Annotated in this window: 19 protein-coding genes and 1 pseudogene; 14 read left to right on the forward strand and 6 right to left on the reverse strand. The window is 69.8% G+C overall.

Annotated features, from left to right (window positions below; all coding sequences use genetic code 11):
• Positions 1 to 30 precede the first annotated feature (30 nt).
• Positions 31 to 1,080 carry a hypothetical protein gene (locus O7623_RS28230; protein ID WP_282225969.1) on the forward strand — a complete coding sequence of 350 codons (1,050 nt, stop codon included), beginning with the start codon at positions 31 to 33 and terminating at the stop codon, positions 1,078 to 1,080.
• Positions 1,081 to 1,112: 32 nt separating this feature from the next.
• Here O7623_RS28230 and O7623_RS28235 read toward each other — a convergent pair whose 3' ends face one another.
• Positions 1,113 to 1,520 carry a VOC family protein gene (locus O7623_RS28235; protein ID WP_282225970.1) on the reverse strand — a complete coding sequence of 136 codons (408 nt, stop codon included), beginning with the start codon at positions 1,518 to 1,520 and terminating at the stop codon, positions 1,113 to 1,115.
• A 3-nt stretch (positions 1,521 to 1,523) separates the two neighbouring features.
• The gene (locus O7623_RS28240) at positions 1,524 to 2,636 is read right to left on the reverse strand and encodes a LacI family DNA-binding transcriptional regulator (protein WP_282225971.1); all 1,113 of its coding nucleotides are present in this window, start codon (positions 2,634 to 2,636) and stop codon (positions 1,524 to 1,526) included.
• 217 nt (positions 2,637 to 2,853) lie between these two features.
• On the opposite strand from O7623_RS28240, the gene O7623_RS28245 reads away from it, so the two are divergent.
• The 3 genes from O7623_RS28245 (at position 2,854) to O7623_RS28255 (ending at position 5,135) form a co-directional block, all read left to right on the forward strand.
• Entirely contained in the window at positions 2,854 to 4,218 is a 1,365-nt protein-coding gene (locus O7623_RS28245) for a PHB depolymerase family esterase (RefSeq protein ID WP_282225972.1), read from the forward strand.
• Positions 4,219 to 4,332: 114 nt separating this feature from the next.
• Positions 4,333 to 4,755: a hypothetical protein gene (locus O7623_RS28250; RefSeq protein ID WP_282225973.1), complete on the forward strand. Its 423-nt coding sequence runs from the start codon at positions 4,333 to 4,335 to the stop codon at positions 4,753 to 4,755.
• Positions 4,752 to 5,135 (forward strand): DUF5615 family PIN-like protein, encoded by a 384-nt coding sequence (locus tag O7623_RS28255; protein WP_282225974.1) that lies wholly within the window; start codon positions 4,752 to 4,754, stop codon positions 5,133 to 5,135. The genes O7623_RS28250 and O7623_RS28255 overlap by 4 nt, the downstream gene beginning before the upstream one ends.
• A gap of 8 nt (positions 5,136 to 5,143) precedes the next feature.
• Here the strand turns inward: O7623_RS28255 and O7623_RS28260 are convergent, their stop codons facing one another.
• Together O7623_RS28260 and O7623_RS28265 are read right to left on the reverse strand one after the other, a co-directional pair.
• Complete coding sequence (locus tag O7623_RS28260) at positions 5,144 to 7,324, reverse strand: UvrD-helicase domain-containing protein (RefSeq protein WP_282225975.1); 2,181 nt, start codon at positions 7,322 to 7,324, stop codon at positions 5,144 to 5,146.
• A gap of 105 nt (positions 7,325 to 7,429) precedes the next feature.
• Positions 7,430 to 9,982: a DUF262 domain-containing protein gene (locus O7623_RS28265; RefSeq protein ID WP_282225976.1), complete on the reverse strand. Its 2,553-nt coding sequence runs from the start codon at positions 9,980 to 9,982 to the stop codon at positions 7,430 to 7,432.
• 227 nt (positions 9,983 to 10,209) lie between these two features.
• On the opposite strand from O7623_RS28265, the gene O7623_RS28270 reads away from it, so the two are divergent.
• Together O7623_RS28270 and O7623_RS28275 are read left to right on the forward strand one after the other, a co-directional pair.
• Positions 10,210 to 11,421, forward strand: a complete 1,212-nt coding sequence (locus O7623_RS28270) for an AAA family ATPase (RefSeq protein ID WP_282225977.1) — start codon at positions 10,210 to 10,212, stop codon at positions 11,419 to 11,421.
• A gap of 35 nt (positions 11,422 to 11,456) precedes the next feature.
• Positions 11,457 to 12,068 carry a hypothetical protein gene (locus O7623_RS28275; protein ID WP_282225978.1) on the forward strand — a complete coding sequence of 204 codons (612 nt, stop codon included), beginning with the start codon at positions 11,457 to 11,459 and terminating at the stop codon, positions 12,066 to 12,068.
• Here the strand turns inward: O7623_RS28275 and O7623_RS28280 are convergent.
• A complete protein-coding gene (locus tag O7623_RS28280; protein ID WP_282225979.1) occupies positions 12,055 to 12,342 on the reverse strand; it encodes a hypothetical protein in 288 nt (95 codons plus the stop codon). The two genes, O7623_RS28275 and O7623_RS28280, sit on opposite strands and share 14 nt — an antisense overlap.
• Positions 12,339 to 13,181, reverse strand: coding sequence for a hypothetical protein (locus tag O7623_RS28285; RefSeq protein WP_282225980.1), 843 nt, complete (start codon positions 13,179 to 13,181; stop codon positions 12,339 to 12,341). The genes O7623_RS28280 and O7623_RS28285 overlap by 4 nt, the downstream gene beginning before the upstream one ends.
• Positions 13,182 to 13,650: 469 nt before the next feature.
• On the opposite strand from O7623_RS28285, the gene O7623_RS28290 reads away from it, so the two are divergent.
• The 8 genes and pseudogenes from O7623_RS28290 (at position 13,651) to O7623_RS28325 (ending at position 21,131) form a co-directional block, all read left to right on the forward strand.
• Positions 13,651 to 14,256, forward strand: a complete 606-nt coding sequence (locus O7623_RS28290; protein WP_282225981.1) for a DUF4956 domain-containing protein — start codon at positions 13,651 to 13,653, stop codon at positions 14,254 to 14,256.
• The gene (locus O7623_RS28295) at positions 14,253 to 15,101 is read left to right on the forward strand and encodes a polyphosphate polymerase domain-containing protein (protein ID WP_282225982.1); all 849 of its coding nucleotides are present in this window, start codon (positions 14,253 to 14,255) and stop codon (positions 15,099 to 15,101) included. The genes O7623_RS28290 and O7623_RS28295 overlap by 4 nt, the downstream gene beginning before the upstream one ends.
• 263 nt (positions 15,102 to 15,364) lie before the next feature.
• Positions 15,365 to 15,559, forward strand: a pseudogene (locus O7623_RS28300) (chitobiase/beta-hexosaminidase C-terminal domain-containing protein); the annotation flags it as partial.
• A gap of 117 nt (positions 15,560 to 15,676) precedes the next feature.
• Complete coding sequence (locus O7623_RS28305) at positions 15,677 to 17,269, forward strand: CotH kinase family protein (protein WP_282229622.1); 1,593 nt, start codon at positions 15,677 to 15,679, stop codon at positions 17,267 to 17,269.
• Positions 17,270 to 17,383: 114 nt separating this feature from the next.
• A complete protein-coding gene (locus O7623_RS28310; RefSeq protein WP_282225983.1) occupies positions 17,384 to 17,800 on the forward strand; it encodes a cold shock domain-containing protein in 417 nt (138 codons plus the stop codon).
• Positions 17,801 to 17,988: 188 nt separating this feature from the next.
• Positions 17,989 to 19,113 (forward strand): endo-1,4-beta-xylanase, encoded by a 1,125-nt coding sequence (locus tag O7623_RS28315; protein WP_282225984.1) that lies wholly within the window; start codon positions 17,989 to 17,991, stop codon positions 19,111 to 19,113.
• Between the two features lie 259 nt (positions 19,114 to 19,372).
• A complete protein-coding gene (locus O7623_RS28320) occupies positions 19,373 to 20,224 on the forward strand; it encodes a polysaccharide deacetylase family protein (RefSeq protein ID WP_282225985.1) in 852 nt (283 codons plus the stop codon).
• A 13-nt stretch (positions 20,225 to 20,237) separates the two neighbouring features.
• Positions 20,238 to 21,131, forward strand: a complete 894-nt coding sequence (locus tag O7623_RS28325) for a glycoside hydrolase family 16 protein (RefSeq protein ID WP_282225986.1) — start codon at positions 20,238 to 20,240, stop codon at positions 21,129 to 21,131.
• The last annotated feature ends 1 nt before the right edge of the window (position 21,132 follow it).

Here is a 21,132-nt window from a genome sequence, read left to right on the forward strand (position 1 = left end):
CGACCAACCAACGTACGAGAAGGGACCCACGTGACCGGGCACTGGCACCGTCTGCTGCTGGCGTTTGCGGGGACAACCGACGATGCCGCCCTGGCGGCCGCGCGCACCGCACTGGCCGCCGCATCGGAGCTGGCGGCAAGCGATGATTCGGTGACCGCTGCCGCTGTGCCGGTGGAGATCGAGCGTGCGGTCACCACCGGCGCCGACGGCACCAGTCTTACCGGTGACGAACTGGCCGCCGTCGCGTTCCTCGCCCGCGACGTGGGCGCGGCGGCCGCTGCCGACGCGCTGGCGCACTACGGCCTGCGGGCACCGGCGTACGAGTGGGCGCCGCTGCCGGGTGGATCTACGCTGGCCGGTAGCGATCCGGCCGGTGGGTCCGATCGGGCGGCGTCCGATCCGGCGGTGGTGGTTGCCGGGACCGAGGCGATCGTCACGGCGCTGCGCGACGAACCGGGCGTACGCGGGATCTGGGGTGTGCTGCGAACCGGCGTCGATACCGGCGACGTCCGGGTCTTCCTGGTCGAGGTGGCCGACCCTGCCGACCTGGCGTCGGTTACCGCGACGGCCCAGGCCCGGCTCGTCGAGGTGGGGGAGGACCCGCCTCGGGTGGAGGTGTTCGGCGCGGACACGGCGCTGCCGGCCTACCATCGGGCAGCGCTGGCCGGCGCGACCCTGCTGTGGGCGGCGTCCGCGGCGGATCCGGAACTGGTCCCGGTCTTCGACGGCGTCGACGACGCCGGTCGGCCGATCTTCGCTGACGACCGGCCGTCGTTGGACGCGGCCGAGCGCGAGTCGGTGGCCGGCTACCTGTACGGGGCCGACGCGGTGCTGCTGACCACGGCGACGATGGCCGACGTGGTCGACCCGGAGTTGGGCGAGGTGGTGCCGCTGACCTACCGCACCGACGGGCGGTTCGTCTGGCCCGACGCGAGCGCCTACTACGCCCAGCGGCACGGGATCGCACCGTACCCGCCGTTGCTGGCGGCGATCCGGGCCGCCGACTACCGTCCGCCCCGGACGGACCTGGCGTCGCGGATGCGGGCCGAGCAGGCGCTGTTCGCCGAGGCCCCGGCCTGATCGGACACCGGCGGGGCCTGCGTGGGCGGAGCTCAGGCCCGGCTGGAGATCTGCTGCACCGCCCAGCCGTTGCCGTCCGGGTCGGTGAAGAAGAAGAAACCGACGTTGTCCAGCGGGTCGGGCACCGGTCGCGGGTTTTCGCCGAGGACCTGGATGTCACTGACCGCGACGCCGCGTCCGCTGAGCTCGGCGTGCGCGGCCTTGATGTCGGCGACGACGAGCTGCAGCCCACGCAGTGAACCGGGCGGCATCTCCGGAACGGCGCCTTTGCCGATCACCACGGAGCAGCCCGACCCGGGCGGGGTCAGCTGGATGATCCGTACCTCGTCGTTGATCTTCGTGTCGTGGTCGACGACGAAGCCGAGCTGCCCGGCGTAGAAGTCCTTGGCCCGGTCCAGATCCGAAACCGGGACCACGACCACTTCCAGTGTCCAGTTCATACGTCACCTTACGATCGCTGGCGCGGCCGTGCTGCCCCGGACGACCAGGGTGGTGCCGATCTCCACCCGGCGCTGCGGCGGCGACCCGCCGGCTGCCATGGTGAGCACCATGCCGGTCGCGGTCGAGGCCATCTCGGCCAGCGGCTGCCGTACGGTGGTCAGCGGCGGGCAGCACCAACGCGCGTTGTCGATGTCGTCGAACCCAACGACGCTCAGATCGTCCGGGATGCGCAGGCCGAGCTGCCAGGCGGCGGTGTAGACGCCGAGGGCCTGCAGGTCGTTGCCGCAGATCACCGCCGTCGGACGGTCGGGTCGGTCGAGCAGGTCACGGCCGAGCGCCGCGCCGTCCTCGTAGTAGAACCGGCCGCCGCGGACCAGGTCGTCGTCGAGCCGTACGCCGACGGCGTCCATCGCCGCCCGGCAGCCCTCCAGCCGGGCGCGGGCCCCCAGCATCTCGATCGGCCCGCTGATCACGGCGATCCGGCGGTGTCCGAGGTCGAGCAGGTGGCGGGTCGCGGTGATACCGCCGTTCCAGTTGGTGGCCCCGACCGACGGGGTGGCGTGTACGGGCTCACCGACCGGATCGAGGGCCACCAGCGGGATGGCGCTGGCGGCGAGCTGGGCGTGCTGCTCGGGGGTGAACGCGGAGTAGACGGCGATCACCCCGACCGGCCGGCGGGCGAGCAACTGCTCGGCCCAGGAGCGTCCCGGGTCGGTGCGGCCCTGCACCTCGGTGAAGCCGACGGAGAGTTCGTGGGTCCGGGCGACCTGCTCGACCCCGCGCAGGATCTCGATCGCCAGGTGGCTTTCCAGCTGGTAGAACACCACTTCGACGCCGGCGGTCGGGGTGACCGATCCGGGTCGCTGGTAGCCGTGCTCGCGGACCAGTGCCTCGATCCGGCGGCGGGTCTCCAGCGCCACCCCGGTGCGTCCGTTGAGGACCTTCGAAACTGTGGGTTTGGAGACCCCGGCGAGCTCGGCGATCGTCGCGACGGACAGTTCGCCGCGGCGGCGACCCCGGCGCTGGCTCCCCGACGGTTGACCTACCGACGGTTGGCCTGCCGACGGTGTGCCGACCGTCGGCGGGTGTTCCGGGTGTGTCGGGGCGTGGTCCACGACGTTCGCCAACCTTCCGCTTGATCTGGGGCTTCGCCCGGCTCATGCTACGAGGTGTCGAAGCGCTTCCATAGGGATGCCTCGATGTCGATCTGAGGTTCGACCTTGTGCCTCGAACTGTTTCTATCGATACTAGTAACTGTTTCGAGCCGGAGTAAAGCGGGAGCCTGGGCAGCCCCGTACCGGATTCCCCCTGCGTGCGTTCCGGAGGAAGCACATGAGACTCATGGCCAAGATGCTGGCCGTCACCGCCGCCGCCGTGACGGCCGCGGCGGCCGCCCTGACCTTCGCGGCACCCGCCTCGGCGGCCACCCTCACCGAAGTCACCAACTTCGGCACCAACCCCAGCAACCTGCGCATGTACCTGTACGTGCCGGACCGGGTCGCGACCCGCCCGGCGATCCTCGTCGCCATGCACTACTGCACCGGCACCGGGCCCGCCTACTACTCCGGCACCCAGTACGCCTCGCTGGCCGACCGGTACGGCTACATCGTCATCTACCCGTCGGTGACCCGCAGCAGCCAGTGCTTCGATGTCTACTCCCAGCAGGCACTGACCCGGGGCGGCGGCAGCGACCCGGTCGGCATCCGCTCGATGATCAGCTACGTGCAGCAGCGCTACAACGCCGATCCCGGCCGGATCTTCGCCACCGGGACGTCGTCCGGCGCGATGATGACCAACGTCATGCTCGGCGTCTACCCGGACGTCTTCGCCGCCGGCGCGTCCTTCGCCGGCGTACCGTTCACCTGCTTCGCCACCACCGGCGGCTCCGAGTGGAACAGCCAGTGCGCCAACGGGCAGATCGTCCGTACCGCCCAACAGTGGGGTGACGCCGTCCGTAACACCAACCCCAGCTACCGCGGCCCCTGGCCCCGGATGCAGATCTGGCACGGCACCAACGACGACACGCTGCGCTACCCGAACTTCGCCGAGCAGGTGAAGCAGTGGACCAACGTGCACGGGCTCAGCCAGACGCCGACCTACACCGACAGCCCGCAGAGCAACTACACCCGCACCCGCTACGGCGGCTCCGGTGGGATGGCCCCGGTCGAGGCGATCAGCATGCAGGGTGTCGGGCACAACCTGCCGGTCGACGCCGCCCAGGTGATCCGCTTCTTCGGGCTCGACGGCACCACGCCGACGACCGCGCCCCCGACGACGGCGCCCCCGACCACCGCACCCCCGACCACCGCGCCCCCGACGACGGCGCCACCGACCACCGCGCCGCCCACGACGGCCCCGCCGACCACGCCGCCGCCGTCCGGGGCGTGCCGGGTCACCTACGGAGTGAACGCGTGGAACAACGGGCTCGTCGCCTCGGTGACCATCGCCAACACCGGCAGCAGCGCGATCAACGGCTGGTCCCTGGCGTTCACCCTGCCGTCCGGGCAGACCATCACCTCGGGCTGGAACGCCACGTACTCGCCGACCAGCGGCGCGGTGACCGCCCGCAACGTCTCCTACAACGCCACGATCCCGCCGAACGGTTCGCAGAGCATCGGCTTCCAGGCCACCCACACCGGCAACAGTGGTAGGCCGACGTCGTTCACCCTGAACGGCACCCCCTGCGCCGTCGCCTGACGTGCGCCACGGTGGTGGGGCGTCCGACCGGGTGGACGCCCCACCACCGGCACGGCCGTAGCCGTAGTGCCCAGACGTCCTGCTCCTTGCGCTACAACTGCAACGATGTAGCACATGGCGAAGCCGACGTCCATCCGGTTCGACGAGGTCCTGCTCGCCCGCCTCCGCCGCAGAGCGCAGGCCGCGACCGCAGGAAACGCGTCGGCGTTGGCGCAACGCCTCGTCGATGAAGGGCTGAGGATGGCGGACCATCCCGGCATCCTGTTCAAGGACGGGCCGACCGGTCGTCGCGCGGCCCTCGCATACGGGCCGGACATCTGGGAGATCGTCAAGTTTCTCCGCGAGATCGACGAACGTGGCCCGTCGGCGCTGAGCGCGGCTGCCGAGGTCTTCGCTCTGGACGTCAACCGGATCGCGGCGGCGGTGAACTACTACGGCGACTACCGGGCGGAGATCGACGCCGAGATCGACGCCGCCGAAGAAGCCTCCGAGCGCGCCGAGCACGCGTGGCGGGTCCAGCAGCGGCTCATCGCGTGAAAACGACCGTACTGGTGCTGGATGAGATGTTTCCGCCGGCCATCGCGGCAGCGCTCACGGACCTCGGGCACCCGGACATCCACTCGGTCGCGCAGCGGGTGGACCTGCGCGCAATGACCGATCCTGAGGTGTTCGCCGGGGCGGCGGCACAGCGGGCATGGCTGCTGACCGAGAACGTCAAGGACTTTCGGCCGATCCTGCTGCAGGCGATGCAGGTCGGCGCCGCGATGCCGGGGCTGCTGTTCACCAGCAGCCGGACCTTCCCCCGGTCGCGGAAGAATCCCCGACCGTTGATCGACGCACTGCATGCCTGGCTGCGGGCCGGACCACCAGCTCCGCCTGTGGTCGAGGACTGGCTGGTGCATACCGAGCAGAGCTGACGGCGCGCTCAACGCTGCGGCGTCGGCACCGGCAGGAACGGGCTGGGCTGGTCGGTCCAGGACACGTGCAGGGCCTCGCGGGCACGGGTGCAGGCGACGAACAGTACGCAGCGCTCCCGCAGCAGATCACTGTCGTGCTGAATGTGGTCCACCTCCGCCGGGGTCACGTTGCGGGCGTACGGCACCGCCGACGCGCCCACCCCGAGGACCGCGACGCAGCGGAACTCCAGCCCCTTCATCGCGTGCATGGTGGCCAGCCGGACACCATCGACGTCCGCCGACGGCTGGTCCTTGACCAGCACCGTCGGGACACCGACCTCGGCCAACGCTGCCTGCACCGGGTCCAGCCTGGCCTTGAAGCGGGCACAGACGGCGATCTCCGCTGGCCGTATGCCTCGGTCCAGCCACTCGCGGACCCGCCGCACCAGCGCCGCCACCTCGGCCGACTCGTCCAGATACCCAGTCACAGTCGGCTGCCGGCCCCGCAGCAGCGACCGGTAGCCGGTCAGGTTGTCCCGGCCGTCCCCGTCGAGACCTTCGACGCCGGTGCCATCAAGAAGCCCAGTCGACCAGGCGAGGATCTCCGCCGTACTGCGGTAGTTGATCCGCAACCGGAAACTGCGCCCGGCGGTACGGATCCCGAGCGCGGCCAGCGACACCTTCGCGTCGTAGATCCGTTGATGCGGATCCCCGGTGAGGAAGATGTCGTCCGGACCGGGTGGCACCGCCGCCCGCAGCAGCCGCCACTGCGCCGGGTGCAGATCCTGCGCCTCGTCGACCACCACATGGTCGAACCGGAGAGACGCGTCGTCGGCGGTGCCGGCCCCGGCGCCGGTGTCGCCATCGGCGAGCAGCCGCGCCGCGTCGGCGCACAACTGCAGATGGGTGGTGGCACCAGCTTCGGTCAACTCGGCGCGCAGCGCCTCCACTGCCTGCCAGACCTGCTCCCGCTGGCGTGGGCCGAGCATCGAACCACGCCCTCGCCGGGTCACCCGCAGGTAGCCGGCCAGGTCGTCGACCTGCTGACCGAGGATCACGTGCCGCAACTCCTGGGCCAGGAACTGCTCGGTCCAGGGCAATGCGAGCCGGTCGACGACCCGCCGCCAGATCTGCCGCTCCGGGACGTCGCCGATCAGCGACGGCACCCGGCCGGTCCGCTCCCGCACCACCCGGACCGCGTACGCGTTGACCGTGGTGACCTCTACCCGGGACAGTGCCGCCTCGTCGTCGCCGATCAACTGCGCCAACTGCTCCCGCAGCGCCGCCGCCAACGCCGTCGTGTACGTGGTGAGCAGCACCCGGCGGCCGGGGGAGCGGGCCAGCAGATGCTTCACCCGGTGCAGCGCCACCACCGTCTTGCCGGTGCCGGGTCCGCCGGTCACCTGCACCGGGCCGCCGTACGCCGGGCGGTAGGCGACCCGACGCTGCGACGGGTGCAGGAAGATCCGCCAGGCGGCGAACGGTTTCTCCAGAATCTCGGCGAGCTCCGCCGGCCCGCTGACCAGAGTGATCCGGCTTCGGGTGTTGGCGATCGCCAGCTCCAGGCTGTCGGTCGGCCGGCTGTCGGCGTCAGCCGGGCGGCGCTCGGCGACGACGTCGCGGTACACGTCGTCCGGGGTGAAACCTTCAGCGAGGTACTGCAACACCTCGAACTGGTCCTCCGGCAGCAGCGTGCCGAACGCCTCCAACTGTGCCTTGTCGACGATCGTACGAGCCGCCCGCAGCACCTGGTCGTCGATGCCGAGCTGCCGCAGCGTCTTGTCGGAGTGGGCCGCGAACAGCAGCGTCGGCGCGCCCGCTGCTGCCTGTTCCAGCGCCGGAGTCAGCTGCTCGATCGCGACGACGTTGCGGACCTCCAACCCACGGGTCACCGTGTTGACCGTGTAGAGCCGCTTCGCCGCCCAGTCGTACGCGTCATCGTGCGGCACCACGTTGGTCAGCAGGAACGTGTCGCTGCCGTCGTCCGGCGCCAGGACCACCCCGCGCCAGAAATCGGTGATCCGGATGGTCCGCATCCGGGCGTCCCGCGAGTTGTGCACCGACTCCAGGTGCAGGCCCTTGTCGGCGTGCAGCTCGGCGATGCTGAGCTGCTGAAACTTCGCCATCGCCTTGCGTACCCCGGCTTTGATCGGCTTTTCCAGCACGTCGTAGCTATCCCAGAAGCTGGCGGCGAGGGCGAGTTGCGGCACGGGCAACCTCTCAACAGCAGCGGGTACGGTCGGTGACGGCGGGTGGGACAGTACCGTCGATCCACTCGACGGCACTGCCCACCAGTTGGCGGTCCGGCCAACTGATCACCCTTCGTCCGCGTCGTCCTCGGTCGGCGGTTGTGCCTGCTGGTAGAACCAGTCGAGCTGTTCGATCAGCAGCTCACGGGCCGCCGGGTCGGCGAGCACCGACAGCCGCAAGCCGGGCCGCAGCCCGATCCGGGCCGCCGCGATGTTCACCCCGGGAATCTTGTTGAGCCGTTGCCGGAACTCCTCACGCAGCGCCACGTCGTCGAACGGCACCCGGTTCTTGAAATGCTGGAAGACGATCTCGAACTTGCCACTCGGGTAAATCGTGGCCGGCCAGATGTTGCCGAGCCGGTGATCCTTGCCGCGGGCGATGAGGAAGCACGACGTCTCGTCGCCGGTGCCGTAGAGCAGGTTGCCGCCGAGCGTGGTCCAGCTGTCGAGGACGGCCTGCACGGCGGCTGCCACTGGCGGGTCCTGCAGCTGGGCCAGCTGTGTGCTGAAGCGTTCGGCGTGCGCCGCGCTGGATCGCGGTGACCGGGGGCGCGGCAGATCATCGGTGCTGAGCCCGGCGAGCTGGGCGAGCTCGTCCAGCGGGATCCGCTGCTCCGGGACGGCCCGCCCGCTGCCGTCGAACTCGACCCCTTCGGCCCGCAACAGGTCGAGCGGGTCGTCGGTACGGGCCGGATCGGGCCAACGGAAGCCCGGCGAGACAGTGCCGCCGGTCTGCAGCACCCGGTGTGCGTTCGGCACCGGATGGTTCGCCAGCCGTGCCCCGACCGGCACCGGGTGGCTGCCGATCAGCGCGGCCACGTCGCCGTACGTGGTCCACGAGCCGGCAGGCAGCTCGGCCAGCGCCCGGTTCATCACGTCCCACGGCACGTCGGAGTCGTTGTCGCGGGAGGCCTCGACCGGGCCCGGCCAGAGCGAGATGATCTGCTCGGCGAGCGCCTCGCTGCGGGCCTGGATCTCCGGCCGCCCCCACCGCTCCTGCTGGGCGATGTCCCGGTTGAGCACGATCGGGCTCTTCGCCAACGCGGCCTTCTTGGCGTCGAACGGTTTGTTGCCCAGCTCGGAGTTGTATCCGGTGAGGGTCAGGTTGCCGATCGTGTGCACCAGTGACTCGTGCACGTCGGTGAAGTTCTCGTCGGGCCCGAGGTCGTCGTTGAGCATCTGCCGCCACTGCGCGGTCGGCGTCTGCGGCAGCACATGCTCGATGGTGAGCGAGTCGGCGGCCACCGGCTCCTTGCTGCGGTGCGCCTCCTCCAACCACTGGAGTACGAGGTTGCGCTGATGCGCGCGTCCGTTGAGATAGAAGGGGATGGTCCTGGTCAACGAGCGGATCTGCGCGTCGGTCGCGTAGTGCTTACGGCCAGTCGACAGGTACGCCCGGACCGCTTCGTCGACCGGGAGTTTTGGGTCCATCTCGGTGACGATCGACATCAGGATCCGGTTGATGTTGGCGGTGGCCCGGCCGATTACCAGGCGGCGGACGAAGAAGCTCTCCACGTACCGCATGGCGGCGATGACCTGCCCGACGGTGGCAGTGCCCTGCGCGCGGCGGTCCAGCAGGTGCAGCAGCAGCGGGTAGACAGTGGTCGCGCCCCAGGCGTGCAGCCGGGTCAGCCGCCGCCGGACCTCGGGGTCGGGCTCGCTCTCCGGATGCAGGATGATCTTCAGCAGCGCGCCGAGGTGGCTGAACCGGCGTACCTCCGCTTCGATCTCCGCTTCGCCGCGCATCGCGTTGAGCCGCTTCTGGTGCGCGGCATAGATGTCGGTCTGCTTGGCGCGGCCGTCGCGCTGCACCAGATCGAGCCAGAAGAGCAGCTCGAGGTTTCTTCGGTCCTGGTCGTCGCTGGTGAGGCTCTCCTGCAGCGGGAACCACAGCGACTTGTACACGGTTTCGCCCCGGGTGGGCAGCCGCATGAACAGGTAGTTGCGCAGCAGGTCGGCCTGGGTCAACTGCAGGCCGGTGTTGTTCAGCGACTCGAAGATCCGATAGACGTTGTCGCCGGCCTGCGCGATAACCGCTACCAGCGCCAACCCGGTGATGACGGCATTCTCGATCCGCGCGATGTCGAACGGGTCCTCGGGGTCGTCGTACTCCCTCAGCCGGCTGGCAAAGAACCGGTACGCTGAGCCGACGTGGTCGCTGCCGCCGACCTGCGGGGTCGACTCCACACAGGCCAGGTACGCGTCCCGGTCGGCCTGGGTGGGTAGGAGTTTGAGCCGGTGCGGATCGGACTCGAACTGGTTGATCAGGTACAGCTGCTCGATGCGTCCCCGGTGCTTGGAATCCTCGGTCGTTGCCCGGTGGTCGCGGATCGCGCAGAGCAGGATCGACAGCGTGGTGAGGCGTTGCTGCCCGTCGACGACCAGGAACTCCTGCACCCCGACCGGGCCGAGCCCGGGGCTCGGTGCCAGCACCACCGAGCCGATGAAGTGGGTGGCGGCGGGGTCGGTGCGGCGGTCGTCGGCGAGCTTCTTGATGTCCTCCCAGAGCCGCTTGCACTGATGCTCGGACCACGAGTACGTCCGCTGGTACAACGGCACCTGGTACTGCTTGGTGCCTTCGAGCAACTTCTGCAGCGTCGTCTCCTGCGCCGCGACCATCGGCGACTCCTGTCTGGTGTGCACACTCCTCGAACCCGGGCAATGCAACCAGAGTGCGCGTCAATGGACAACGGCCAGCCGGACGAGTTGTCTGGTGTTCGTTCGGCCCGCCGGAGACGGTCATCGGACACCTCGGAAGGGGGACTGGCTGTGTCCTTGGTAATTCGAAGCGGGGCAACTTGCTGCGCCTGGCTGGCGGCGCTGCGCCGAGCGGGTAGCCTGCTGCCGTGGCCGTCCGACATCCCCCGTACCTGCTCAGGCTCAAGGTGAGCAACTTTCGCAGCCTCCGGGCAGTGGAGGTGCGGCTCGCCGCACTCAACGTACTCGTCGGACCCAACGGCGCCGGTAAGTCCAACCTCCTCGACGTGATCGCCTTCCTCGGCGACGCCACCCGGGAGGACCTCGGGCCCGCGCTGGAGCGACGCGGTGGTTTCGACCGGGTGCTGTTCCGGGGCGGTGGCGACCAGCGGCCCAGCATCACCATCGAGGTGGAGGCCGCTGTCACCAAGAACAGCAATTTGCGGGCCACCGACAACTACCAGCTCGGTGTGTCCCGGGGGAAGCTACGCGGCCAGACCGACCGCTACTACCTGCGGCGGTCCGAGACATTCGCGTTCAAGCGGACCGCCGGACCGGGCCGGCGTATCGCGGTCTCCGGCAACCAGGTCACCTTCCATGGCCCCGAGGGTGGGGAGCGGAAAGCCAGTCTGCGCGAGGGTTCGCTGGGTTTGTCGACGTTGCCCAAACTCAGTGCCGAGGAGGGCGGCGAGCAGGTCGAAGCGCTCGCCGACATGTTCGCCAGTTTCCGGGTGTTCGACATCGACGTGGCTGCGGCCCGCCTGCCGTCAACGGAGCAGCGCAGCCGGCAACTGGCCAACGACGCCAGCAACCTGGCGTCGTTCCTCGCCTACCTGGCCGATGAGCACAGCGACCAGTTCGCCGCGCTGCAGCGCGACGCGCGAGCCTTCATCCCGGGCCTGGAGGCACTGCAGTTCCGGCCGATCGGTGGTGCCGGTGAGGGGACCGTACTCACCCTCGTGGAGCGTGGGCTGCCGGGTGCGACGACCTTGCAGGAGGCGTCGTACGGCTCGATCCGGGCTCTTGCGCTGCTCGCTCTGCTTTACGACCCGGCGCCGCCGCGTCTTACCTGCATCGAGGAGATCGACCACGGCCTGCATCCACACATCCTCGACCGGTTGGTCGAGTTGTTGCGAGAGGCGTCCGAGCGCACCCAGTTCCTAATTGCGACACACTCGCCGCCGCTGGTCAACCGGCTGACCCCGGACGAGCTGATCGTCTGTGAACGTGGCGAGGACGCCGCGTCACGGATCCCGGCGATCGATCCGGACACGGTGCGGGCCATGGAACGGGAACTGCATGGCGAGATCGGGCTCGGCGAGCTGTGGTTCACCGGCGCGTTGGGCGGTTGCCCGGAGTGAGTAGAGTACACGGCCGACAGCAGCCGATCGTCGTCGTGCTGGGCGAGGACGACAACGATCGTCAGGTGGTCTGCATCCTTGTCTCGGCCCTACGTCCTGATCTTCCGAAAGGGAGCCTGAAGCCGCTCCGCAAGCCGATGGCGTTGGTGCGCAAGGTTCCGCTGGACCGGATCCCGAGCCAGACGACCCGCGTCAGCGCGGTGCTGCGGGCGCAGGCCGTACGGTCTCCGATCCGTGCGGTGCTGATGCATGAGGACGCCGATGATGTGGAGCCGGCGCACCAGGCTTTGATCAAGAAGGTTGAGGATGCGTTTCGCTCGTTGCCCTGGCCGGTCCTTGCCGTGGTGCCGGCCTGGGAGACCGAGGCGTGGTGGTTTCTCTTCCCGACGGCGGTGCGGGCGGTTCACCGGTCCTGGCGGCTGCCCGACCAGTACACGGGCAAGGACGTCGGCAAGATCCGGAACGCGAAGGAACAACTGAGGAAAGCGGTCCGGCCTGCGGGAGTCAGGGTCAACTTCCGGTCGTACGAGGTCTCCGACAGCCCAAGGGTCGCGGAGGAGATCGTTGTCCAACGGCTGCTGTTCCAGCCACCGGCCGCCCGCAGCGCGAGTTGGCAGGTCTTTCTCGACAAGGTCAAGATGATTTGAGGCCAGCTCCCGGTGGCTCGACCGTCCCGAAGTCGCCCTCCGGCTCCCTGCTGATGATCTCCAGCAGTGCCGGGTCGCGGGATATCTCCGCCGTATGCCGCCACTGCGTGAGCAGAGTGTCCGTTGAGTCGAGCGCCGCCAGCGTTCTTCCCTTCCGAGCCAAGGCGCCCAACTCCGCGATCAGCTGATCGACCTCGGAGTCCGGGAGAGATTTCGCCCAGGGCAGCATTTCCGCGAGATCCCGCCGAGCGTCGCCAAGGGGGGTCGGTGTCACCTGCTCGCTCCTTTCCGTGAACGCACCGCGAGCGTGCCGAGCGTCAGCACCACGGTCGCTGCTACGGCGGCCAGCACCAACGCCATGGCCGGCTGGCTGCGCAGGACCGGATAGTCGAGCATCGACATGAACGCCTCGTCATAGCCGAGGTGTGTCGTCGCCAGCAACGCCACCAGGGTCGCGAGCAGCACCACCGCCCGGAGGCGTACGGCAACCGGGAACGCCGACACCGCGACGAGGCTGAGCAGAGCCACGAGCGCCAGGGTGCCGAGCCCGATGCCGGCTACCGCTCGGCTGGCCACCGCCACGGTGTCGCCGTACCGTTGCGCCGCCAGCGGCACCCCGGCGGCGGCGAGTGCCGTACCCGACCCCAGTACGGCCGCAGCGGCCCAGAAGCGACCCGGGACCGGCCGTTGCTCGCGGCCGCCACCGTCGGCAAGCCGCGAGCAGCACAGCGGTACGGCGACGATCACGGCGAGCACGAGGTGCCAACCTGGCGCGGCGTGGTCGCGTACGTCGGTCATCAGCACTGCCAGCTCGGCTACCACGGCGGCGCACGCACCGAGCGCGGCGGCCGTACGCCAGCCAGCGACGAGGGTTGCGACCAGCAGCGCCCAGCCGGCCAGCCGGGCGGTGCCGACCGGGCCGACGATGGTGGTCGGGGCCTGCTCGGCGAAGCGCCACGACCAGGCGGTGGCTTCAACGACGGGACGGGCCTGGCGCGCCAGCACCAGCACTGCGACCAGGGTGCCGACAGCGGCTGCTGCCGCCGGCCATGCTCCAGCGACGGTCGCGGCGCACCCGGCGGCCACCCGTCGCGCGATCGCAGCCTGAACCACGTAGGCCACCTTCTTTCCCTGGTGTACCGCCGGGGCGGCGCACCCGGCGGCTGTACTCCGGATGAGACGGTAGCGGGGCGGGGGCGGATCCTGCGGTGTGATCCGTCGTCGTAGTACATCGGCTCGTCGCTGGGGCGCGAGGTAGACCGACAGCGATACGCGGGCGTCGGCGTACTCGGTCTTGAGCTGTTGGCGGCTGTCTGGGCCCGGCCAGGCATGGCCGCCGCCGCAGCTGGAGCAGGTGTCGGTGGGATCGCGCTGGCACGACCACCGGACCGAACCGGCGCGGATCGGGTCACACCTGGCCTAAGGCATTGACGTAAATCAATGCGATGGCTACCGTTTCGGAAGAGTTCCCGAAAGTTTACCGGAAGTTCCGAGGGTGTTCGGTTGCCGTACGCGCAATGCGCTGACGCATGCGCCGATCCGCCGCCGCCCCCTCGACGGCGACCCAGGAGGAACGAACGAGATGACGCAGCTCGTCCTGTTCGCGATCGACATCGGCGCGGTGGCGCTGCTCGTCTTCGGGCTGTACTTTCCGCGCCACCGTCGACGGGACCTCGTCGTGGCCTACCTCGGCGTCAACGTCGGCGTGCTCGCCGTCGCCAGCGCCCTGAGCGCCAGTAACGTCGGTGCCGGACTCGGCCTCGGGCTGGCGCTGTTCGGCGTACTGTCGATCATCCGGCTGCGTTCGACGGAGCTGGACCAGCACGAGGTGGCCTACTACTTCTCCGCTCTCGCCCTGGGCATCCTCGGCGCGCTGAGCACCACCTCGATCTGGCTCAGCGCCGGCCTGATGGCGCTCATCGTCACCGTCATGTTCCTCGGCGACCATCCCCGGCTGCTCAAGCACTACCGGCACCAGATCATGGTGCTCGACTCGGCCGTCACCGATCAGGTGGCCCTCGTCGCCCATCTGGAGCAGCTGCTCGGTGCCCGGGTGCACGCCGCCACGATCCAGCGGCTCGACCTGGTGAACGAAACGACGATCGTGGACGTGCGGTACTCGCTGGCCGGCCGGCGGAGCGCACCGACCGCGACCGGCACCCCAGCGTCGGCGGGAGCGGGCCGATGACCAACCTGGCGATCGCCGCCGTACTCGGCGAGCTGACACCGATCGACCTGCCTGAGCTCGTCGAGTGTGCCGCGTTGCAGACCAGAGTGGACCGCAAGTACGTCGTCCCGCTGGCCACACTGCCGGCGCTGCTGAGCCAGTTGGACGCCGACACCAGGGTGCTGGACATCGACGGTGACCGGTCGTTCCGCTACGAGTCGGTCTACTTCGACACCCCGAGGCTGGCCAGCTACCACTGTGCCGCGTACCGGCGTCGGCGGCGGTTCAAGGTGCGCACCCGGACCTACCTGGACTCCGACGACTGCTGGCTGGAAGTCAAGATCAACGGTGCCCGGGACAGCATCACCAAGCACCGGCTGCCGTACCGGTCGTCGGACCGGGGCGAGGTCCAACCCGGTCGCGCCTTCGTCGACGAGGTGCTCACCCGCGAGATGATCACAGCCGAGGGCGACTTCGCGCCGACCCTGGTCACCACCTACCGGCGCAGCACGCTGCTGCTGCCGGCCACCGTCAGCCGGGTCACCATAGACACCGAGCTGCGCTGGCAGTGCGGGCGGACCAGTCTGGCGCTGCCCGAGGTCGCCGTGGTGGAGACCAAGTCGAGCGCGGCGGCCGCCGCCGTGGACCGGCTGCTGTGGCACCGGGGCATCCGCCCGATCCGCATCTCCAAGTACGCCACCGGCCTCGCCGCCCTGCGGCCGGACCTGCCGGACGGCCCGTGGCGGCGCACCCTGCGCCGGCACTTCTGCGGTACCGCTGCGGCGTCCGACCGGCCGTCGGGTCCGTCGCCGCGCCCGGTGCCGACCCTGGTACGTCGAATCGAACAGGAGGCATCGTGCGTCTGACCGCCCGTAGCACCGGGACCGCGACGGCGGCCGTCCGTGCGGTGGGAGCCGCCGCTGCGGCCACCCTCGTCGCCGGGCTGCTCGTCTCCCATTCACCGCCGGCCGGCGCGGAACCGGTCGCCGGCTCCGAGCGCTCCGCCGCTGAACTCGCCGCAGACGACCGGCGTGCCGGCGGCGGCCAGCCCACCACCGCGCTCACCGCGGCCGACGAACTGGCCGCCGCCGAGGCCGCCGACGAACTGGTCGGCGACATCGTCTTCTCGGTGCCCAGCGGCACCTTCCAGAACGAGATCTCCGTCGGCCTGAGTACCACGGTCGCCGGTGCGCAGATCCGCTACACCACCAACGGTCAGCTGCCGACCGCCCAGTCCACCCTGTACTCCGGTACGCCGTTGCGGTTCACCCGTACCACCCAGCTGCGCGCCCAGGCGTTCGTCGGCGGCGCCGCCTCCGGAGCGCCGGGCACCGCCATGTACGTCGCCCGGACCGTCACCACCAGCCACGACCTGCCGGTCGTCGTGATCGACTCGTACGGTGCCGGCCGGCCCGACCGGGAGTACTTCGACTCCGCTCTGATGATCTTCGACCCGGCAGGTGGAACCACGTCGTTGACCGGCACCCCGGCGGTCGCCACCCGGGCCGGGTTCCGGCTGCGCGGGCAGTCGTCCTCGACGTTCGACAAGACCCCGTACCGGGTCGAGTTCTGGGACAACGACGACGACGATGCCGACTACCCGGTGCTCGGCATGCCCGCCCAGTCGGACTGGGTGCTGCGCGGACCGTTCCCCGACAAGTCGCTGATCCGCGAGGCGCTCGTCTACGACCTCGGACGGGAGATGGGGATCCACGCCCAGCGCTACCGGTTCGTCGAGTTCTATCGCAACACCGACGCCACCCCGGTCGGCAACGACGACTACATGGGCGTCTACATGCTCGTCGAGACGATCAAGAACGCGAAGGAGCGGCTCGATCTGAAGCAGTTGGACGAGGACGACCGGACACTGCCACGGATCACCGGCGGCTACATCTGGAAGTTCGAGTGGATGGCCGCCGAGGAACCGATCCTGCCCTGCACCGGGCCGGCCGCCACCTGCTGGAACTATCTTGAGGTCGCCGACCCGGATCCGCTGCAGCCGGAACAGCGCGACTGGCTACGCGGTCATATCCAGGAGTTCCACAACGTGCTGCGCGCGCCGAACTTCGCCGATCCGCAGACCGGCTACCGGGCGTACATCGATGTCGCCTCGTTCGTGGACCAGATGATCCTCAACGAGCTGAGCCGCGAGATGGACGCCTACATCCGCAGCGCCTACTTCTACAAGGACCGGGACGCCAAGATCAAAGCCGGGCCGCTGTGGGACTACGACCTGACCTTCGGGGTGGGCGGCTTCTTCCAGAACGACCAGATCGCCGGCTGGCAGTACCAGCAGACCCGTCAGCCGGTGGCGAACGACTGGTTCAACCAGCTGATGCGCGACCCCGCCTTCGTCGACGACGTCCGACTGCGTTGGCAGTCACTGCGTCGGGGATTGCTGTCGGACGCGTCGCTGCAGGCCCGGATCACCGCGTTGGCCACGCCACTGACCAACGCGGCACAGCGCAACTTCCAGCGCTGGCCGAACCTGACCAGCCCGATGATCGGCTTCTTCTACACCCCGACCGCACCGACCTGGCAGGGCCAGGTCCAGTTCATGCAGGACTGGATGCTGCGCCGCGCCGCCTGGCTGGACACCACCTCCGGCTGGGGCGGCCCGACCACCACGCCACCGCCGACCACGCCACCCCCGACGACTGCGCCCCCGACCACGCCACCCCCGACCACTGCGCCCCCGACGACACCTGCGCCGACCACACCACCGCCGGGCAATACCGGCTGTACGGCGACGTACGCGGTGACCAGCCAGTGGCCGGGCGGCTTCCAGGGTGAGGTACGGGTCACCGCCGGCGCGGCGGCGATCAGTGGCTGGACGGTGACCTGGACGTTCGCCAACGGGCAGACGGTCAGCCAGGCATGGAACGCGACGGTCACCACTCAGGGATCGTCGGTGACCGCCCGCAACGTGTCCTACAACGGCGCTCTCGCCGCCGGTGCGAGCACCAGCTTCGGCTTCCTGGCCTCGTTCACCGGCACGAACAGCTTGCCCACCCCGCGGTGCACACCGACCTGACCGGGCATCCGTCGATGTGACCGCATGTGCCTGGCACCGTACCCCTCGCTGGTATGGTGCCAGGTGCGTGTGGTAGCGGTGGTGGTGCGGATGGGTCGGTAGGAGGGGTTCCTCATGGGTGTCGGCAGGGTGGTGCGGTTCGACGAAGGCCGGGGCTACGGTTTCATCGCTCCGGACGACGGCGGCGACGACGTCTTCGTGCACGCTGGTGAGTTGACCCAGCGGGGCATCCGGGTCGCGACCGGCACCCGGGTGTCGTTCAAGGTCATCGACGGTGGTCGGGGTCCGAAGGCGTACGACGTGGAGATCGTCGAGGACGCCGGGTCGGCGACGCCGGCCGTGGCCCGGGCGTCGGCGTCGTCCGCCGAGGGCGGCGACGACGAGTTGTGTGAGATCTTCTCGGAGCCGGAGTACCTGCAGCGGATCACCGAGCTGCTGCTGTCGGAGGCTCCGTACCTGACCGGCGGGCAGATCATCGAGCTGCGGGGGCACCTGCTGCGGTTCTCCCGTAAGTGCGGCTGGGTCGACTGACGCCGGGTCACCTGGACCCCTCGGTATCGAGGGTTGACTATGGCATCGCCTGGCCATAGGTTTCCATCAACTTACGGAAGTGTTCCGGAAATACCCGTGATACTTACGGGAGTATTTCGGTCGCTCGTCCCGGGTTGATGCTCCCGTGCCCCCGGCGCTTCCGCCGTGCAGTTCATCGGAAGGATGCCATGAAGGCGACCCGTGTACTCGCCGCCGGCGCACTCTCCGTGGCGATGATGGCCACGATCGGTGCTGGTGCCGCTGCCCTCGCCCACCCCGGTCGGCCCGGCGCCGGCCCGCCGACCGGCGGTCCGCCCGTCGGCGAGCAGACCCTGCGTGACCTGGCGAAATGGAACAAGCTGCAGGTCGGCGCGGCGGTCGACATGACCGCGCTCGCCGAGGACGACACCTACCGCGACACGATCGCCGCCCAGTTTTCCAGCGTCACGGCCGAGAACGTCATGAAATGGGAGACCCTGGAGCCGGTCCGTGGCGAGCGCGACTACGGACCCGCCGACGACCTGGTCGACTTCGCCCGCCGCAACAAGCAGGTGGTCCGCGGACACGTCCTGGTCTGGCACAACCAGAACCCGGCCTGGCTCACCGAGGGCGTCGAGTCGGGTGAGATCGGCCCGACCGAGCTGCGGCAGATCCTGCGCGACCACATCACCGACACCGTCCGTCACTTCAAGGGTCGTATCCACCAGTGGGACGTGGCCAACGAGATCTTCGACGACAACGCCGAACTGCGCGACACCATCTGGCTGCGCGAGCTGGGCCCGTCGTACATCGCCGACGCGTTCCGCTGGGCGCACCGGGCCGACCCGAGCGCCAAGCTGTTCCTCAACGACTACAACGTGGAGGGGATCAGCGCCAAGAGCACCGCCTACTACGACCTGGTCCGGGAGCTGCGCCGGCAGAAGGTTCCGGTGCACGGCATGGGGATCCAGGGCCACCTCGGCGCCCAGTACGGCTTCTGGTCGGCGACCGCCGTGGCCGAGAACCTGCGCCGATTCGAGGCGCTCGGGTTGGAGACCGCCGTCACCGAGGCCGACGTGCGGATGCCGATGCCGACCGACGTGTTCAAGTTGCAGGCCCAGGCGCAGGGCTTCAACACCCTGCTGCAGGGCTGCCTGCTGGCCACCCGGTGCCACTCGTTCACCTTCTGGGGCGTCACCGACAAGTACTCCTGGGTGCCCGACTGGTTCGAAGGCGAAGGCGCGGCCAACATCTACGACGAGCAGTACCAGCCGAAGCCGGCGTACGACGCGGTGCGCGCGACGTTGGCGATGGCGGCCCCGCCCGGCCGGTGACGACGGCACAGCCGTACTGGTTGACCGCTCCATCCTGGAGCCGTAATCTTTGCGACAAGTAGCCGAAAATACCGGCTCAGATCCCGGAATTTTCGGTGGCTACCACCGGCTGCGGGTGCCCTGGCGAACTCCGACCCCCGTCAGGGCCCCGCAGCCGGCGCTCTCCTCAGCCGGTCCAACCCCCTGTCACCCGGTCAACCGGCCGCGCGATCGGGCCGATCGCCGGGTTTGCCACCCACGCAACGGGTAGTCCCCTGGGATGACGGCCTCCGGCGCGCCGGCGGGCACCGCCCTGCCGGTGCTGATGTACCACTCGGTCTCGGTGATCGACTCCGGCCCGCTGCGGTCGCTCGCCGTCGGCCCGACCCGGTTCGCCGAACAGCTCGCCGCGCTCGCCGACGCCGGATACCGGATGGTCGGTCTCAGCGCCGCGCTCGACCAGCTCGACGCCGACGCCGCTGCGGACCGCGACCGGGACCGCGACCCGCCGGGTCCGCCGCTGGTCGCCCTCACCTTCGACGACGGGTACGCCGATTTTCTCACCCGTGCGCTGCCGCTGCTCGACGCCGCCGGCGCCAGCGCCACCCTGTACCCGTCGGTGGGGCACCTGGGGGAGTCCGCCGACTGGCTGGGGCAGTGGGCCGCCGACTTCGGGCCGCTGCTGGACTGGGCGCAACTGACCGAGGTGGCCGACTCCGGGCGCGTCGAGGTCGGCTCGCACGGGTGGTGGCACCATCCGCTCGACGTACTGCCCCCGCATCGGGCCACCGCCGAGATCACCGCGGCCCGGGACCGGCTCGAACAACACATCGGCCGCCCCGTCCGGTCGTTCTGCTACCCGCACGGCTACCACGACTGGCGGGTCCGGGCGGCGGTCCGACGTGCCGGGCACGACAACGCCTGCGAGGTCGGCCGACGCCGCTACCGGCGAGGCGACCGGCGGCTCGCCGTACCCCGGTTGCTGCCCACCGACGACCATGACGCCGACGCGCTGCTCGACCTGGTCCGCACCGGCGGTCCCCGGATGATGCCGCAGGCCAAGCGGCTGGCGCAGCCGGCGTGGCGGTTCACCCGCCGGGTCGCCCGCCGGGCCGGCCGGCAGTTGAAATGAGCGGCGACCGACCATGAGCGGCGACCGACCGTGGTGGCGGCGCGGCGCCCCGCTGGCCGTCGCCGCCCTGCTCGCCGCCGTGGTGCTGACTCTCGGCGTCGCGGTGCCGCTGCTGCGGCACGGCACCGGACCCGCCGACGACCCCCGGACCGACGGTACGGGCGTGCCGCCGGCCGGCCCGCCACCCACCTCGTCGCAAGGAGCCGGCACGATGAACCCGTCCGGAGTGGCCCTGCCCCGTGGTGACCTGCCCGGCTGGCGGCAGATCTTCGTCGACGACTTCACCGGCAGCGCGTTGAGCGACGACTGGTTCGCCTACTCCGGTCAGCCCGACGGTGACCCGGGCGGCTGGTTCGACCCCGGGCACGTCTCGGTCGGCGGCGGGATGCTGACCATCGGCGGCTGGCGGGAGGCCGACCGGGACAACCTCTACGTCACCGGCGGCATCTCCAACCGGTGGGCGCTGACCCGCACCTACGGCCGCTACGACATCCGGTTCCGGATGGACCAGGGCACCGGGATCGCGTACGCCCTGCTGCTCTGGCCGGGCGACAACGTCTACCCGCCGGAGATCGACATCGCCGAGGACAACGGCAAGGGCCGGGACCGGATGTACGGCGTCCTGCACCCGGTCACCGGTGTCCCGGTCGAACGCAGCGTGCCCGGGGACTTCACCCGCTGGCACACCGTCGGGCTGGAGTGGACCCCGGGAAAGCTGGTCTACACGCTCGACGGTGCGCCGTGGGCGACGCTCACCGGCGACCAGGTGCCGGACGAGCCGATGGCGCTCGCCCTGCAGTCCCAGGCCTGGTACTGCGGCCACACCTGGGAGGCGTGCCCGGACGAGACCACCCCGGACGTGGTGAACCTCCAGGTCGACTGGGTCGCCATCTACGCCCCGGACTGAT

The organism is Solwaraspora sp. WMMD791 (genome assembly GCF_029581195.1).
GTDB lineage: Bacteria > Actinomycetota > Actinomycetes > Mycobacteriales > Micromonosporaceae > Micromonospora_E.

What these genes read in the sequence shown, in the direction of transcription:
- O7623_RS28290 (WP_282225981.1), top strand. Translation starts at nt 13,651, where the DNA reads ATGACGCAGCTCGTCCTGTTCGCGATCGACATCGGCGCGGTGGCGCTG.
- O7623_RS28245 (WP_282225972.1), top strand. Translation starts at nt 2,854, where the DNA reads ATGAGACTCATGGCCAAGATGCTGGCCGTCACCGCCGCCGCCGTGACG.
- O7623_RS28265 (WP_282225976.1), bottom strand. Translation starts at nt 9,982, where the DNA reads ATGGTCGCGGCGCAGGAGACGACGCTGCAGAAGTTGCTCGAAGGCACC.
- O7623_RS28295 (WP_282225982.1), top strand. Translation starts at nt 14,253, where the DNA reads ATGACCAACCTGGCGATCGCCGCCGTACTCGGCGAGCTGACACCGATC.
- O7623_RS28305 (WP_282229622.1), top strand. Translation starts at nt 15,677, where the DNA reads ATGATCTTCGACCCGGCAGGTGGAACCACGTCGTTGACCGGCACCCCG.
- O7623_RS28235 (WP_282225970.1), bottom strand. Translation starts at nt 1,520, where the DNA reads ATGAACTGGACACTGGAAGTGGTCGTGGTCCCGGTTTCGGATCTGGAC.
- O7623_RS28320 (WP_282225985.1), top strand. Translation starts at nt 19,373, where the DNA reads ATGACGGCCTCCGGCGCGCCGGCGGGCACCGCCCTGCCGGTGCTGATG.
- O7623_RS28315 (WP_282225984.1), top strand. Translation starts at nt 17,989, where the DNA reads ATGAAGGCGACCCGTGTACTCGCCGCCGGCGCACTCTCCGTGGCGATG.
- O7623_RS28310 (WP_282225983.1), top strand. Translation starts at nt 17,384, where the DNA reads ATGGGTGTCGGCAGGGTGGTGCGGTTCGACGAAGGCCGGGGCTACGGT.
- O7623_RS28325 (WP_282225986.1), top strand. Translation starts at nt 20,238, where the DNA reads ATGAGCGGCGACCGACCGTGGTGGCGGCGCGGCGCCCCGCTGGCCGTC.
- O7623_RS28250 (WP_282225973.1), top strand. Translation starts at nt 4,333, where the DNA reads ATGGCGAAGCCGACGTCCATCCGGTTCGACGAGGTCCTGCTCGCCCGC.